At 61.0% G+C, this 15,598-nt stretch carries 17 protein-coding genes; 13 read left to right on the top strand and 4 right to left on the bottom strand.

Annotation, left to right across the window (positions count from 1 at the left end):
• Nucleotides 1-28: 28 nt before the first annotated feature.
• The 4 genes from betB (at nucleotide 29) to ACXYMO_RS06155 (ending at nucleotide 4,303) form a co-directional block, all read left to right on the top strand.
• Complete coding sequence (gene betB, locus ACXYMO_RS06170; RefSeq protein WP_458877776.1) at nucleotides 29-1,486, top strand: betaine-aldehyde dehydrogenase; 1,458 nt, start codon at nucleotides 29-31, stop codon at nucleotides 1,484-1,486.
• Nucleotides 1,487-1,580: 94 nt separating this feature from the next.
• A complete protein-coding gene (gene betA, locus ACXYMO_RS06165; RefSeq protein WP_458877900.1) occupies nucleotides 1,581-3,239 on the top strand; it encodes a choline dehydrogenase in 1,659 nt (552 codons plus the stop codon).
• A 53-nt stretch (nucleotides 3,240-3,292) separates the two neighbouring features.
• Entirely contained in the window at nucleotides 3,293-3,949 is a 657-nt protein-coding gene (locus ACXYMO_RS06160; RefSeq protein WP_458877775.1) for a thermonuclease family protein, read from the top strand.
• 117 nt (nucleotides 3,950-4,066) lie between these two features.
• Nucleotides 4,067-4,303, top strand: a complete 237-nt coding sequence (locus tag ACXYMO_RS06155; protein ID WP_458877774.1) for a YdcH family protein — start codon at nucleotides 4,067-4,069, stop codon at nucleotides 4,301-4,303.
• A 64-nt stretch (nucleotides 4,304-4,367) separates the two neighbouring features.
• Here ACXYMO_RS06155 and ACXYMO_RS06150 read toward each other — a convergent pair whose 3' ends face one another.
• The 3 genes from ACXYMO_RS06150 to ACXYMO_RS06140 form a co-directional block, all read right to left on the bottom strand.
• On the bottom strand, nucleotides 4,368-5,186 hold the full coding sequence (locus ACXYMO_RS06150; RefSeq protein ID WP_458877773.1) for an alpha/beta hydrolase: 819 nt from the start codon (nucleotides 5,184-5,186) through the stop codon (nucleotides 4,368-4,370).
• Nucleotides 5,186-6,586: a helix-turn-helix domain-containing protein gene (locus ACXYMO_RS06145; RefSeq protein WP_458877772.1), complete on the bottom strand. Its 1,401-nt coding sequence runs from the start codon at nucleotides 6,584-6,586 to the stop codon at nucleotides 5,186-5,188. The genes ACXYMO_RS06150 and ACXYMO_RS06145 overlap by 1 nt, the downstream gene beginning before the upstream one ends.
• A 64-nt stretch (nucleotides 6,587-6,650) precedes the next feature.
• A complete protein-coding gene (locus ACXYMO_RS06140; RefSeq protein ID WP_458877771.1) occupies nucleotides 6,651-7,868 on the bottom strand; it encodes a multidrug effflux MFS transporter in 1,218 nt (405 codons plus the stop codon).
• A 180-nt stretch (nucleotides 7,869-8,048) separates the two neighbouring features.
• Here ACXYMO_RS06140 and ACXYMO_RS06135 point away from each other — a divergent pair, with 180 nt between their 5' ends.
• The 9 genes from ACXYMO_RS06135 to ACXYMO_RS06095 all read left to right on the top strand — a co-directional run bounded on the left by ACXYMO_RS06135 (nucleotide 8,049) and on the right by ACXYMO_RS06095 (nucleotide 15,144).
• Nucleotides 8,049-9,581, top strand: coding sequence for an acyl-CoA carboxylase subunit beta (locus tag ACXYMO_RS06135; RefSeq protein WP_458877770.1), 1,533 nt, complete (start codon nucleotides 8,049-8,051; stop codon nucleotides 9,579-9,581).
• 9 nt (nucleotides 9,582-9,590) lie between these two features.
• On the top strand, nucleotides 9,591-10,118 hold the full coding sequence (locus ACXYMO_RS06130; RefSeq protein WP_458877769.1) for an HNH endonuclease signature motif containing protein: 528 nt from the start codon (nucleotides 9,591-9,593) through the stop codon (nucleotides 10,116-10,118).
• Nucleotides 10,115-10,513, top strand: a complete 399-nt coding sequence (locus ACXYMO_RS06125; protein ID WP_458877768.1) for a cupin domain-containing protein — start codon at nucleotides 10,115-10,117, stop codon at nucleotides 10,511-10,513. The genes ACXYMO_RS06130 and ACXYMO_RS06125 overlap by 4 nt, the downstream gene beginning before the upstream one ends.
• Complete coding sequence (locus ACXYMO_RS06120; protein WP_458877767.1) at nucleotides 10,510-10,992, top strand: DUF6497 family protein; 483 nt, start codon at nucleotides 10,510-10,512, stop codon at nucleotides 10,990-10,992. Before ACXYMO_RS06125 ends, ACXYMO_RS06120 begins: the two co-directional genes overlap by 4 nt.
• Before the next feature lie 214 nt (nucleotides 10,993-11,206).
• Nucleotides 11,207-11,347, top strand: coding sequence for a hypothetical protein (locus ACXYMO_RS06115; RefSeq protein WP_458877766.1), 141 nt, complete (start codon nucleotides 11,207-11,209; stop codon nucleotides 11,345-11,347).
• 63 nt (nucleotides 11,348-11,410) lie between these two features.
• The gene (locus ACXYMO_RS06110) at nucleotides 11,411-11,758 is read left to right on the top strand and encodes a hypothetical protein (protein ID WP_458877765.1); all 348 of its coding nucleotides are present in this window, start codon (nucleotides 11,411-11,413) and stop codon (nucleotides 11,756-11,758) included.
• A 367-nt stretch (nucleotides 11,759-12,125) separates the two neighbouring features.
• The gene (locus tag ACXYMO_RS06105; protein WP_458877764.1) at nucleotides 12,126-12,341 is read left to right on the top strand and encodes a hypothetical protein; all 216 of its coding nucleotides are present in this window, start codon (nucleotides 12,126-12,128) and stop codon (nucleotides 12,339-12,341) included.
• Between the two features lie 396 nt (nucleotides 12,342-12,737).
• Nucleotides 12,738-14,738 carry an acetyl-CoA carboxylase biotin carboxylase subunit gene (locus ACXYMO_RS06100; protein ID WP_458877763.1) on the top strand — a complete coding sequence of 667 codons (2,001 nt, stop codon included), beginning with the start codon at nucleotides 12,738-12,740 and terminating at the stop codon, nucleotides 14,736-14,738.
• A gap of 4 nt (nucleotides 14,739-14,742) precedes the next feature.
• Nucleotides 14,743-15,144: a hypothetical protein gene (locus tag ACXYMO_RS06095; protein ID WP_458877762.1), complete on the top strand. Its 402-nt coding sequence runs from the start codon at nucleotides 14,743-14,745 to the stop codon at nucleotides 15,142-15,144.
• 4 nt (nucleotides 15,145-15,148) lie between these two features.
• On the opposite strand, the gene ACXYMO_RS06090 is transcribed toward ACXYMO_RS06095, so the two are convergent.
• Nucleotides 15,149-15,595, bottom strand: coding sequence for a DUF4174 domain-containing protein (locus ACXYMO_RS06090; protein ID WP_458877761.1), 447 nt, complete (start codon nucleotides 15,593-15,595; stop codon nucleotides 15,149-15,151).
• Between the last annotated feature and the right edge of the window lie 3 nt (nucleotides 15,596-15,598).

Below are 15,598 nucleotides of genomic sequence, written 5' to 3'. Positions count from 1 at the left end.
CTCCCGCCGGAGGCGAAAAATCTCTGACATGACCTATCCGACCCAACCCACCGCCAGCCATTTCATTAACGGCCAATACGTCGAAGACACCGACGGGACGCCCATCGACGTGATCTATCCCGCCACTGGCGCGGTGATCGCCTGCGTTCATGCCGCAACCCCGGCCATTGTCGATCAGGCCATCGCCAGCGCCAAAGCGGCGCAAAGCGAATGGGCCGCGATGACCGGCACCGATCGCGGGCGCATCCTGCGCCGCGCGGCGGATATCATGCGGGATCGCAACCATGATCTCAGCGTGCTGGAAACCCATGACACCGGTAAACCCTATCAGGAAACCTCTCTCGTAGATGCCACCAGCGGCGCCGATGCGCTGGAATATTTCGGGGGCATGGCCGCGACCCTGACGGGCCAGCACATCCAGCTGGGCGAGGATTGGGTTTACACGGTGCGCGAACCCCTTGGCGTTTGCGTCGGGATCGGGGCATGGAACTACCCGACCCAGATCGCCTGCTGGAAGGGGGCCCCGGCGCTGGCCTGCGGCAACACGATGGTCTTCAAACCGTCGGAAACCACACCGCTGTGCGCGCTGAAAGTGGCCGAAATCCTGCACGAGGCGGGCCTACCCGTCGGGGCCTATAACGTGGTGCAGGGGCTGGGCGAGGTTGGGGCCAAACTGGTCACTGACCCGCGGGTAAACAAGGTGTCCCTGACCGGATCGGTGCCGACCGGGCGCAAGGTCTATGCGGCGGCAGCTGCGGGTATGAAACATGTCACGATGGAACTGGGGGGGAAATCCCCTCTGATCATCTTTGACGACGCGGATGTGGAAAACGCCGTCTCGGGCGCGATCCTGGGCAATTTCTATTCCTCGGGGCAGGTCTGTTCCAATGGCACGCGGGTCTTCGTGCAAAGCGGTATCAAGCAGGCCTTCCTGACCCGGCTAAGCGAGCGGTTGGCGCAAGCGAAAATCGGCGACCCGATGGACCCCGAGACCAGCTTTGGCCCCATGGTCAGCCAGCGCCAGATGGACATCGTTCTGGGCTATATCGCCAAGGGGCAGGAGGAAGGCGCGCGCCTTGTCACCGGCGGCAAACGATTGAACCGAGACGGGTTTTACCTGGAACCCACGGTCTTTGCCGATGTGACCGACGATATGACCATCGCGCGCGAGGAGATCTTTGGCCCGGTGATGGCCGTGCTTGATTTCGAGGAGGAATCCGAAGTCATGGCCCGTGCCAATGACACCGAATTCGGCCTTGCCGCAGGCGTGTTCACCCGCGATCTGACCCGCGCCCACCGTCTCGTGGCCGGGTTCGAGGCGGGCACCTGTTACATCAACACCTATAACGACGCGCCGGTCGAGGCCCCCTTTGGCGGGGTCAAGCAATCGGGCGTGGGGCGCGAAAACTCTTCCGCCGCGATCGAACATTATTCGCAGGTGAAGTCTGTTTATGTCCGTATGGGCGATCTGGAAGCTCCCTTTTGATGGCTGGGCGTGAACACATCGTGCGCTACCGCGCATTTCAGATCCGCCAGCGGATGGGCGACGCAATGCCCCGCGGTGGACTGCCGTTGACATGATGGAGGCGGATTTCGTCATTGTCGGGGCCGGCTCGGCCGGGTGTTCGATGGCTTATCGGCTGAGCGCGGCAGGCGCCTCGGTACTGGTCATCGAACACGGCGGCACCGATGCCGGCCCGTTCATCCAGATGCCTGCGGCGCTGAGTTACCCCATGAACATGGCGCGTTATGACTGGGGGTACAGTTCGGAACCGGAACCGCATCTGAACAATCGCCGTCTGGCCTGCCCGCGCGGCAAGGTGATTGGCGGGTCCTCCAGTATCAACGGCATGGTCTATGTGCGTGGCCATGCGATGGATTTCGATCATTGGGCCGACAGCGGCGCGCAGGGTTGGGGCTATGCCGATGTGCTGCCCTATTTCAAACGGATGGAACATTGGCACGATGGCGGCCACGGCGGGAATTCCGCGTGGCGTGGCAAGGACGGGCCGCTGCATGTCACGCGCGGACCACGTGACAACCCGCTGTTTGAGGCCTTTGTCGAGGCGGGGCGGCAGGCCGGATACCCGGTCACAGGAGATTACAACGGCCATCAGCAAGAGGGCTTTGGCCCGATGGAACAGACCGTTTGGAAAGGGCGGCGCTGGTCGGGGGCCAATGCCTATCTGCGCCCGGCACTGAAACGCGAGAATTGTGATCTTGTCCGCGCCCTGGCCGAAAAGGTGGTGATCGAAGGGGGGCGTGCCGTGGGCGTGTCGGTCCGGCGTGGAGGCCGGAGCGAGGTGATCCGCGCGCGCCGCAACGTGGTTCTGGCGGCGTCCTCGATCAATTCACCCAAGTTGCTCATGTTGTCGGGGGTCGGCCCGGCGGCGCATCTGCGTGATCATGGCATCGACGTGGTGGCTGACCGCCCCGGCGTGGGCGGCAACCTTCAGGATCATCTTGAGCTTTATGTCCAGATGGCCGCCAGTCAGCCGATTTCCCTGTTCAAATACTGGAACCTGTTCGGCAAGGCGCTGATCGGGGCGCAATGGCTGTTCACCAAAACCGGTCTGGGGGCATCGAACCAGTTTGAAAGTGCGGCCTTCATCCGCAGCCGGGCCGGGGTGCCTTATCCGGATATCCAGTATCATTTCCTGCCCATCGCGGTGCGCTATGATGGAAAGGTGGCCGCCGAAGGGCACGGATTTCAGGCCCATGTCGGCCCGATGCGGTCGGTCAGCCGGGGCACTGTCACCCTGCGCTCGGCCGATCCGGTCGAGGCGCCAGCGATCCGGTTCAATTACATGTCCGATCCGCAGGATTGGGAGGAATTCCGCACCTGCATCCGCCTGACGCGAGAGGTTTTCGGACAAAAGGCGTTCGAACCCTTTGTCAGCCATGAAATCCAGCCCGGCGCGCATGTGCAGAGTGACGCGGAGCTGGATGGCTTTATCGCCGAACATGCGGAGAGCGCCTATCATCCGTGCGGCACCTGCCGGATGGGGCGCGCGGAGGATCCGCATGCGGTTGTCGATCCTCAGGGCCGGGTGATCGGGGTTGAGGGGTTGAGCGTTGCAGACAGCAGCATCTTCCCCCGGATCACCAACGGCAACCTGAATGCGCCCTCGATCATGGTAGGTGAGAAAATGTCGGATCACCTGCTGGGTCGTGACCCTTTGGCCCCGGCCAATGACGCCCCGTGGATCCACCCGAACTGGCAAGAGGCGCAGCGTTAACCTTGGTTAACAAATTGCTTGATGAGGGCAGGCTTCGCCCGTAACCCGGGGGGATGTTAAGACTTTTTGCCTTCCTTTTTCTGGTTTTCCTGCCCACCTTTGCCGTGGCGGACCCCGGCGGTTTGATCCGTGTCATCGATGCCGACACATGGGATGTCGGCGGGCAGCGGGTACGCCTGTTTGGCATTGATGCGCCCGAGATCGACCAGCCCTGTCAGGATGCGCGCGGGGAAACCTGGGACTGCGGGAAATGGGCCTCGGCCCAGGTCAGGGCGCGGTTTGACGGTCAGCAGGCCACCTGTCGCAAGGTGACGCGCGACAGGTATCTGCGTATTGTCGCGCGGTGCCGGGTCGCAGGGCAGGATGTCGGCCGGGTGCTGGTGCAAAACGGCTGGGCCTTTGCCTATCGCCAGTATTCCATGGATTACGATCTGGATGAAAAGACGGCGCTGGTGCAAGGGGTGGGCTTGCACGCCGGTAAGGTTCAGCGCCCCGATGCCTTTCGCGCTGGGCGGGTGGCGGCCCCGGCGCAACGGCCCCCGGATTCATGTGTGATCAAGGGCAATATCTCGTCCAGGGACGAGCGGATTTATCACCTTCCGGGGCAGGAAAACTATGCCCGCACCAGAATTTCACCACGCAAGGGCGAGCGGTGGTTCTGCACCGAGGCCGAGGCGCGGGCCGCAGGGTGGCGACGGGCCGCGCGATAGCGCCGGATTTTCAACATTTCCATTGCATCTTTTCGGTGTGATTTGATCCGAGTCAAAGTGAGGGGCGCAGCGCGCGGCTAGCCTGTAGGCAACGCAATACGGAAGGAAACGAAAAGAATGACCCATACGCCCCATGAACTGGCCGAAGAATTCCCCGACAAGGTGGACACGATCCAGTCGCTGAAACAATCGAACGCGCATTTTGCCAAGCTGGCGGATGAATATCACGAAGTGAACCGCGCCGTGCATCGGGCCGAAACAAATGTTGAACCGATGGAAGAACTGGCCGAGGTCGAATTGCGCAAGAAACGCGCCGCTCTCAAAGATCAAATCTGGAGTATGCTGTCGGCCTAATCCGTCAGGACCGAACGAAAAAAGTGATCGTCGGGTATGTGCCCGGCGATCTTTTTTGTGGCTGCTATTTCACCGCGTCGATGAAACGCCAAAGCTTGGGCAGGGTATCACTGCGCCAGAGGTCATTGTGCCCAGCACCCCTGACCGACAGGAATTGCTTGCGCGGACTGGGCGCGGCGTCATGGATGGCGCGGCCCATGGCATGCCGGTTCAGTGGATCATCGGTGCCATGAAGTATGAATAGCGGCAGGCGCAGCGCGCGCGCCCGCTCCAGCGAGGGCCACTTGTTTTCCAGCGCGTCGGCATAGGGGGCCAGCGCCGGATAATGGAGTTCCGCAAGCCCTTTGATCGATGTGAACGGCGCTTCAAGGATCAGGGCAGCGGGGTGTTGCGTGTCCTCAACGGCAAGCAATGCGATGGCCACAGCGGTGCCCAGACTTTCGCCGTAGATCACGGTCGGGCCTTGGGTCGCGGGCCAGTCTGGCCATATCCCGTGCGCATAAACCAGCAGCGCATCGGCGATCAGAGCCTCTTCGGACGGGGTGCCGGTGCTGCCCGAAGACCCGCGATAGGCCGGCGCGATCAGACCATACCCACGGTCGAGAAACCGGCGAAACCGCCCCGCGCGCAGAGCAAGGTTGCCCGCGTTGCCGTGGAAATACAGGATCACCGGTTTGCCGGGCCGCGGTGGCGCGGTCCAGACGATCAGCGTTGCGCCGTCGCTTTGTAGGCGAGTTTCGGTAACCCCGGGCAATCCTGCCTGTTCCGGGATGACGTGGCGCGCATCAAAGGGATAGAACAGCCAGCGTTCTGCCTGTGACCACGCGGTTGCGGCCAGGACCAGCCCACCCAGCAGGGTCAGCCCAAAAAGCGCGCGGCGCATCAGTCCACGCGATACGGCAGAACGCCGCGTTCGTCGGCATCGATTGTCAGGCGGCGTTCCAGCGGAGGAACCGACCGCTGATGGCAGGTCTTGCGCTCGCAAATCCGGCAGGAAATGCCAATGGGTTCATAGGCGCTGGCGTTGTTCACATCCAGATTGTCCGCATAGACCAGCGATCCGGCGTGGCGCACCTCGCACCCCAGTGCGATGGCATAGCGGCGCACCGGCGCGCCATAGGACCCACCCGGTTTGGAAACGTCCCGCGCGAGGCTGATATAGCGGACCCCGTCCGGCGTTTCGGCCAGTTGGCGCAGGAACCGGCCGGGCGTTTCGAACGCCCGGTGCACGTTCCACAGCGGGCAGGCGCCACCGAAGCGGGCAAATTGCAGGCGCGTGGCGCTGTGGCGTTTGGTGATGGTACCGGCCTGATCGACGCGTACGAAAAAGAACGGCACGCCCTTGGCGCCGGGACGCTGCAAGGTAGACAGGCGATGCGCCACCTGTTCGACCGAGGCCCCGAACCGGGCGCTCAGCATTTCCAGATCGTGACGGCATTCCTGCGCGGCGGACAGAAACGCGCCATAGGGCATCAGCGCCGCGCCCGCGTAGTAATTGGCCAGCCCGATCTTGGCGATGGCGCGCGCCTCGTCGCTGTGGAACCGTGCGAAATCCAGTGTTGCCTCAAGCAACGCGTCCTGTTGCAGCAAAGCGACCTGCAACAGGATCTGAAAGCTTTGGGTCTGGGGCGATGTGCGGCTGGACAGATGCAGCACCTTGGTTTTCGGGTTGAACCGGCGCAGCACTTCGGTGTCGGCCATCTCCACGACGATGCCACGCTCGGCCAGGCGGGCCTGTGCCACATCACGGATCGTGCGCCCGCTGCCGGCCTGATTGGCGAACATCTCCGCCGCGCGGTCCACCGCGTCGATGTAATTGTCGCAATAGTGAAAGAAATCGCGCACCTCGTCCCAGGGGCTGGCCTGTACCCGTGCATCGTCGCGGCCCAGGGCCTCGTCCAGCGAGGCCAGCCGTTCATGCGTCTGTCGGTAACTGCGGTGCAATTCGATGAAGGCCCGCGCCAGTGCAGGGGCGTTGGAGGCGGTCAGGCGCAGATCGGCCATCGGGGGCATCGCATCGGCAAAGAACGGGTCCGCCAGTGCCTCGCGCATGTCGCTGACAAGGCGCTCGCTGTCCCCCGCAGACAATTCGGTCACATCCAGCCCGAATTCCTGCGCCAGCGCCAGGACCACGGTGGTGGAGACCGGGCGGTTGTTGTTTTCCATCTGGTTCAAATAGGGCAGGGACACGCCCAGCTTGGCGGCAAAGGCCTTTTGCGTCAGGCCAACGCGGGTGCGCATTTCGCGCAGCTTGGCCCCGGCATAGAGTTTCTGGGTGGACATGGCGCCCCTTTGCAAATTTGCGGCTCGCGCAGAATAGGTTTGCAAAACCCGCGGGACAAGAGGCTCAAGTCGTGCCCAATTGTCGCTCGCGCCGGATCACGAAGAGGATCGAAAAAACCCCGAGGACCGACGTGATCAGCATGATGTAGAGCAGTGGCATCGGCCCTGTCCCAGGGGTCAGCATCATCCCCGCCAGCGCGCTGAGCGCGGCGCCGCCCCCCAGCATGATCGCGCCGCCCAGACCCGAGGCGGTGCCCGCCAGATGCGGGCGCACCGAAAGCGACCCGGCGGTGGCATTGGGGATGGTCATCCCGTTGCCCAGACCGACAAAGCTCATGAAGCCGAAAAAGGTCACGGCCGATCCTGCCCCGGTTGCCATGAGGGCGACCGACATCAGCAATCCGGCACAGATCAGCAGGCTGCCCCACAGGACCATGTTGTTGATCCCGAACCGCACCGCATAGCGCCCGGTCAGGAAGTTGCCGGCGAAATATCCGACAGCGGGTGCGCCGAAATAGATGCCCAGTTCACTGGGGGTCAGGCCATAGACCTCGCTCCCGACATAGGGGGCGCCGCCCAGGTAGGCAAAGAACGCCCCCGAGGTCAGGCCCGACGCCAGCGAATAGCCCCAGAACCGGGGCGAGCGCAGCAATTCGGGGTATTCGCGGAACTGCGCGCTCAGGGTTTTGCCGCTCTTGAGGGCGGTTTCACCGAAATCGCTCCAGGCCAGCCACAGGGTCATAAGCCCGAGACCGAACAACAGCCAGAAGTTCGACTTCCAGCCAAACGCCTCGTCCAGGATCCCGCCGATGGCGGGGCCGATCATCGGCACTACGGCCATGCCCATGGTGACATAACCGATCATGCTGGCCGCGCGGTCCTGATCGTACATGTCCCGCACGGCGGCCCGGCTAAGGACCATGGCCACCGCAATCGCCGCCTGGCACATGCGAAAGAACAGGAACACCCCGGCGGTGGGTGCAAAGATACAACCCAGCGTCGCCACCAGGAACAAGACCACCCCGCCCAGAATAACCGGGCGGCGGCCCATCTTGTCGGAAATCGGCCCGATCAGGATTTGCAGACCGGCATTTACCCCTAGATACAGGGCGACCGACAGCTGCATCAGCCGGTAATCGGTCTGAAAATACTCGGTCATATTGGGCAGGCTGGGCAGGAAAACGTTCATCGCCATGGCCGACAGCCCCGCCAAAAGGATGAGCGTTCCCACATGCGGCGGTGATCCGCGATGCAAGAATTTGGTCTGAACGGTCTGTTGCATGAGGAGGTTCCTGTTGACCAAAGCAAGATGACCGAATGCCGGACGAGTTCAAGTGTTAATTAGCTGATTTGCAATTATCTTTTTCTGCATTGCATTGAGTTTGCAAATTTGCGGAAAATCTCTTTTGTCCTAGGGGTCAGGCGCGATAAGGTCCGCCGCAAATTCCAAGGGGACAAGTCCATGAAAGATATCCATGAAGAATTGGAAGCGCGCCGCAACGACGCCCGCCTGGGCGGGGGTCAAAAACGGATCGACGCCCAGCACAAACGCGGAAAACTGACCGCCCGCGAACGGATCGAGTTGCTTCTGGACGAAGACAGCTTTGAAGAATTCGACATGTTCGTTGCCCACCGATGCACCGATTTTGGCATGGAAAAACAACGCCCTGCCGGCGATGGCGTGGTGACCGGGTGGGGCACGATCAACGGGCGCATGGTCTATGTGTTCAGCCAGGATTTCACCGTGTTCGGCGGGTCCCTGTCGGAAACCCACGCCCAGAAGATTTGCAAGATCATGGACATGGCCATGCAGAACGGCGCGCCGGTGATCGGCATCAACGACTCGGGCGGCGCGCGCATCCAGGAAGGCGTTGCATCGCTGGCCGGATATGCCGAGGTGTTCCAGCGCAACGTGATGGCCAGCGGCGTGGTGCCCCAGATCAGCGTGATCATGGGGCCCTGTGCGGGCGGCGCGGTCTACTCGCCCGCGATGACGGACTTCATCTTCATGGTCAAGGATACGTCCTATATGTTCGTCACTGGCCCGGACGTGGTGAAAACCGTCACGAACGAGGTCGTCACCGCCGAGGAACTGGGCGGGGCCTCGACCCACACCCGGAAATCCTCGGTCGCCGACGGCGCGTTCGACAATGACGTCGAGGCACTGGCCGAGGTGCGCCGCCTTGTGGATTTCCTGCCGCTCAACAACCGCGAAAAACCGCCCGTGCGCCCGTTCTTTGACGAACCCGGCCGCATCGAAAACAGCCTGGACACCCTAATCCCAGAAAACGCTAACACGCCTTACGATATGAAGGAGTTGATCGAGAAAATCGCGGACGAGGGTGATTTCTACGAGATTCAGGAAGATTTCGCCAAGAATATCATCACCGGGTTTATCCGGCTTGAGGGCCAGACCGTGGGCGTTGTGGCAAACCAGCCGATGGTTCTGGCCGGTTGTCTGGATATCGACAGTTCGCGCAAGGCCGCGCGGTTCGTGCGGTTCTGCGACTGTTTTGAAATTCCGATCCTCACGCTGGTTGATGTGCCCGGCTTCCTGCCCGGCACCGGCCAGGAATATGGCGGGGTCATCAAACACGGCGCGAAACTGCTGTTTGCCTATGGCGAGGCGACAGTGCCAAAGGTCACCGTGATCACCCGCAAGGCATATGGCGGGGCCTATGACGTGATGGCGTCCAAGCACCTGCGCGGTGATTTCAACTATGCCTGGCCCACCGCCGAAATCGCCGTGATGGGTGCCAAGGGCGCGACCGAGATCATCCACCGCGCCGACCTGGGCGACGCGGACAAGATCGCAGCCCACACCAAGGATTACGAGGACCGGTTCGCCAACCCGTTCGTGGCCGCGGAAAAGGGGTTCATCGACGAGGTGATCCAACCCCGCAGCACGCGCAAACGCGTCAGCCGCGCCTTCGCCTCCCTGCGCAACAAGCGGTTGGAGAACCCGTGGAAGAAGCACGATAATATTCCGTTGTGAGGTGAATTCATGGTTTCGCGGCACGTTCCGGAGCAATTAAAAAGGCAGCTTCTTCAAGAGGCTGGCTACCGTTGCTCGGTTCCTACTTGCCGTGGAACTTCAGCACTGCAGCTTGAGCACATTAAAGATTGGGCGAAAGTGCAAGCGCATGATTTTGACAACATGATTGTTCTATGTGCGACTTGCCATCAGCGTGTAACGAGCAAAGAAATCCACAAGGATGCGATACGTTCTTACAAACGAAACTTGGCACTCATTAATGGCAGGTATTCATTGTATGAGTTTCGAGCTCTTGAGCTTTTTCATGAGCAATTGGAGATGGGGCAGCCGTTAGGTTGGCTCATGCCAAAAACAGATTTGTTGCACGTTAAAGGATTAGTGGATGACGGGTTGGTAAATTTGACCGACCAAATTTATGACGGTGTCGAGATCAGGGCCTCGATAGGTGGATTGGAAACCCAACCTATCAAAATGGTTCCAACGAAACTGGGAAAAAATTTTGTCAGACAGTATTATAGCGGCAATCCTTTGACATGACCCACCCTTTCAAAAACCAGGCCTTCACGATCACCCACGCCGACGATGGCAAGTTCGTCGGCGCGGGGCTGCGTGCGTTCTTTGAATACCGCGATCTGGGGATCAAGGGGGCGACCAAGGGCAAGTTCGGCGCGCATGTGATCCGGGCCGTGCCGGGAATGGAAAGCCCCGGTGCCTGGCACAGCCATGAGCTGGATTTTCAGATGGTTTACGTCACCAAGGGCTGGGTCGTGTTCGAATACGAAGGGCAAGGCGAACATATCCTGCGCGAAGGATCCTGTGTGCTTCAGCCCCCCGGCATCAAGCACCGCGAGGTGCGCCATTCCGATGATATGGAACTGATCGAGATCACCTCGCCCGCAGAGTTTGACACGGTGGATGAAACTGCGCCATGATCCACGATACCCAATACCAGACAGCGCGCGCCATAGGCGCTGCGCCTGCGGCCCCGGCAGGAGGAGCCTGTTCGCAAGAATGGGGTCGGGGCTGCGGATTTGGTGTGGTATTGGCGCTGGCCGCGACACTGGCCGAAGCGCAGGAGGCGCTGTCGGTGCCGTCGGGTCAGTTGATCACCCTGAACGAAGTGCTGTTGGATGATACTCCGGGCGAAACATGGCTCCGGTTCCGGTTCATCGCGCCCCGGATCGCGCGGGGGGCGGGCGCCGTTGTCTATGATGTGGCGGCGATCGACATGGAGCATTTGTGTCACGAACTGGTCATTCCTTATGTCGATGATTACGACCTGAGCCCGGCGCGGGTGGTGATTTCGCTGTCGGATCGCGCGGTGCCATTTGGCGACACGGACCCCGATGCGACCCAGTTTTTCGAGACGTTTCGGCTGGAAGACGCGCGCTGCATCTGGGAGGAGTTTTGACCATGCCACAACATCTTGCGGCGCAAAGCTCATCCGCGACGGATTTTGAGGCTTTGGAGTCACAAACCGGTCGTCTGGCCGGTGGCGCATATCAATTTCCCGGTCTTTCGGGTAAAATGGGATTTGGTTGCACCCAAGTGACCGTTACCTCGCAAACGAAGCAGTCGGGGCCATTTGGCCCTGTTCGTGAAAAAACGAAAGACAGGAGAAATAGATGTCGAAAGCCATCAGATTTGTTGTGCTTGCCAGCTTTGCATCGCTGGTCGTTGCCTGTGGCAGCAACGAAGACGAATACGTCGTCGCCGAGCCGGAACCGATTTCGACCGAACCGGCCTTTACCGGCAAGTACAAGTAACACACTCGCAGGACCGGCCCTGCGGCCGGTCCTGCGTGCCGCGCCCCGCCACGAGGTGCGCCCATGCTGAAACATCGTGGATTCCCGGGCCGACTGCCCGGCACAGATTTCCAGTTCGTCATTCGCCGCCCCAACCCCAAGGGCGTCACGCCGATCACCCGGCGTGAACGGTTCCGCGATCGCAAACCGGCAGACCGGCGCGCCGACGCGGGGTTTTTTGCCGCCCTGTGGGAGCATTTCGGAGAAGAACCGTTCGAGCGGGGCAATCTGGATGCCGGGCGGCTGAGTTGGCTGTTCGGACGCGAGGTCGTTCCGGCCGAAGATCCGTTCGACCCCGAAAGCTATGAGGCGCTGCTGCGGATCGATGTCGATACCGCGCGGGCCTCCTTTCCCGAGGTGTTTGACCGATGAGCGTATTCGTGGTCGGCAGGAAACCGCTAGACGGTGCTGCGTTTCGGCCAATTTTGGCCCAAACGCGTCGTCCGCTCCACGCGGACTTGGCGCGCCGCTCTGATCGGTTCAGCGTGGTTCATGCAGACGGTTTGACGATGGGTCAGCGGTCTGCAGACTACACATTCCGTACCCCTTCCCTGATCGGGCAGGCCGGCGTCAGTGGCGCTGACTTGCCCGATTTTTTTGTGCGATATCTGCGGCTTGCGCGCGAAAATGGGCGCAACTTCGCTGATATGCGGGGTTCCGATATGTTCCGCTTGCGGAACTTTACCAAAGGGTCATGGGTTTCCTTATCGGGTACAACGACAAGGGAAGGAAAATCCCCATGCTTAAATCTACGCTCATTGCGAAAACAGGTCTTGCCGTTGCGCTGTGCGCCGGCCTGTCGGCCTGTGGCGACAACCTTGGCGAACAGGCGCTTTATGGCGCGGGTGCCGGCGCAGTTGGATCGGCGGTTCTGGACGGCAACGTCTATACCGGTGCGGCCATCGGGGCCGCAGCCAACGTTATCTACTGTTCGGAGAAACCGCAGAACTGCTGAGGCAGTTTTCCGGCGGCTGGACACTGACGGTCTGTTTCAAAGCCAAAATGCGGGCACCACTCGGGGGCGCCTGTGCCTTTGTGTGCCCGCATTCGCGACTGACCTTAAGAAAAACGGGTCATTCCGGTCTGTCACCCGATCCGAAACCGAACTGAGCCAACACCGGCACCCGCGACGCATCAGCGACGCGCCAGTTCACGCTTCCCTGAGTGCTCTGAAGCGCGCAGAATTGGTATTCGGCCTGGACCATCCGGTGTGTGCGAAGGCACATACGTTTGCTCACAGGGCCAATATTTCACCTTTTTCACCGGTTTTCATCCCGTCGGGCATATGTCGCACAATTGACTTATGCCGCGCGGTGGGTGCGCCACTCAACATGTCAACAAAGGACCGCACATGTTCAAAAAGATCCTGATCGCAAACCGGGGCGAGATCGCCTGCCGCGTTATCAAAACCGCCCGCAAGATGGGTATTGCCACCGTTGCCATCTATTCGGATGCGGACAAGCAGGCGCTGCACGTGCAAATGGCGGACGAGGCGGTGCACATTGGCCCGCCCCCGGCAAACCAGTCCTATATCGTCATCGACAAGGTGATGGAGGCGATCCGCGCCACCGGTGCCGAGGCCGTGCACCCCGGTTACGGCTTCCTGTCGGAAAACGCCAAGTTCGCCGAGGCGCTCGAGGCCGAGGGCGTTGCCTTTGTCGGCCCGCCCAAAGGCGCGATCGAGGCGATGGGCGACAAGATCACCAGTAAGAAAATCGCGCAAGAAGCAAATGTTTCGACCGTGCCCGGGTACATGGGCCTGATCGAGGATGCTGAAGAGGCGGTAAAAATCTCAAACCAGGTCGGCTATCCGGTGATGATCAAGGCCTCCGCCGGGGGCGGCGGCAAGGGCATGCGCATCGCCTGGAACGACGACGAGGCGCGCGAAGGCTTCCAGAGTTCCAAGAACGAGGCCGCCAACAGCTTTGGCGATGACCGTATCTTTATCGAGAAATTCGTTACCCAGCCGCGCCACATCGAAATTCAGGTGCTGTGTGACAGCCATGGCAATGGCGTCTATCTGGGCGAGCGTGAATGTTCGATCCAGCGCCGCAACCAGAAGGTTGTCGAAGAGGCGCCCAGCCCCTTCCTCGACGAAGCGACCCGCAAGGCGATGGGTGAACAGTCCGTCGCGCTGGCGCAGGCGGTGGGATACACCAGCGCAGGCACCGTGGAATTCATCGTTGATGGTGACCGCAACTTTTATTTCCTGGAAATGAATACGCGCCTTCAGGTGGAACATCCCGTGACCGAGCTGATCACCGGTGTTGATCTGGTCGAACAGATGATCCGGGTTGCCAATGGCGAAAAGCTGAGCATCACGCAGGACGACGTCAAGCTGAATGGCTGGGCCATCGAAAACCGTCTTTACGCCGAAGACCCCTATCGCGGGTTCCTGCCGTCGATCGGCCGTCTGACCCGGTATCGTCCCCCGGCCGAGGTGACCGACGTCAGCCACGTGGTGCGCAACGACACCGGCGTCTACGAAGGCGGCGAAATCTCGATGTATTACGACCCGATGATCGCCAAACTGTGCACATGGGCCCCGACCCGCAGCGAGGCCATCGAACGCATGCGCGTCGCGCTCGACAGTTTTGAGGTCGAAGGCATCGGTCACAACCTGCCGTTCCTGTCGGCGGTGATGGATCACCCCAAATTCGTTTCGGGCGACATGACCACGGCCTTTATCGCCGAGGAATATCCCGAAGGGTTCGACGGTGTGACCCTGCCCGAAGAGGAACTTCGCCGGATCGCGGCGGCCTGTGCAGCCATGCACCGGGTTGCCGAAATCCGCCGCACCCGCGTGTCGGGCCGGATGGACAACCATGAACGCAAGGTCGGCACCGAATGGGTCGTGAACCTGCAGGGCGAAAAATTCGTCACGCATATCGACGCCGATCATGACGGCTCTACCGTCAGCTTCGAAGGGGGCGGTCGGCATCGCATCGTCAGCGACTGGACGCCGGGCGACCAACTGGCAACGCTGGCCGTGGATGGCGAGCCGCTGGTTCTGAAGGTCGGCAAGGTCAGCGGCGGTTTCCGCATTCGCACCCGTGGCGCCGATCTCAAGGTGCATGTGCGGACCCCGCGTCAGGCCGAACTGGCCGAGCTGATGCCTGAGAAACTGCCGCCCGATACGTCGAAAATGCTGCTCTGCCCGATGCCCGGCCTGATCGTGAAGGTCGATGTCGGGGTCGGCGACGAGGTACAGGAGGGTCAGGCCCTTTGCACCGTCGAAGCGATGAAGATGGAAAACATCCTGCGCGCCGAGAAAAAGGGCGTGGTGTCCAAAATCAACGCCGCTGCGGGCGACAGCCTGGCGGTGGATGATGTGATCATGGAGTTCGAATAAGCCTGTGAAACGATATCTGGACGGATATTTCGAATATCTGATGGCGGCGCTGGTCACGTTGTTCGTGGCCGGCATTCCCGCCTGGATGATGTGGAACGGAATGAACCCGATCAATCGGCATCAGTCGCCTTTCTGGACGGTTGAGACAGCCGCCTTTGTCGGAACGCTTGTTGCCGTGCCGGTGTTCATGGTCAGTTTCAAGTTCATCGCCGGGATCTGGCCCGATGTGGTTGCCATGGCCATCGGGGCGGTCGGGTTCCTGCTGCTGTGTCTGGCACTGGCCTATTACGCGGCCCGCTCGCCGATGACCGGGGGGCAGGCCATCACGCTGTTTGGCATACTGTTCCTGACCGTGGGCTTTGTTCTGCTGCGCCTGATCCAGACCTATCGGGGGACGGGAAAGTGACCTCTCACCTCTGCCCGCGACGGTCCTCGATTTCACGCTGTCGGCTCGGCATCTTGTCGATCGACCTGGTGAGTTCGCGCACCGTCCAGGGCAGGGGTTTGCGCAATTTGACGCCGCCGTCCTTTCCGATCAGCACCAGCATGAACCCGCGGGGCCGCAGTTTCAGCCGCAAGGGCGACCGGGCCGCCGGGTCTGTGTCGGTCAGGATCACCACGTCGCGGTCGCGTAACTGGGTCAGTCCCTGGGTCAGTTCCTGCATCTGCTGGCCGTATCGCGGATCGGCCGGACTGTCGGCAAAGACGACGATGGGCCGCTTGATCCACAGGAATTCGTCCAGCCCGGTGTCGCCCGCAGGGCGGATCATATCGGCGGTCACGTCTTCGGCCACCTCTTCGGCGATAGCGCAAAGCGGGATAAATACCGCCAGAACAATGGATAAGATGCGGGTCATTGG

Source organism: Arenibacterium sp. CAU 1754, assembly GCF_054482635.1.
The sequence above is the reverse complement of the archived record's forward strand: the minus strand, read 5'-3'. Positions and strand labels throughout refer to the sequence as shown.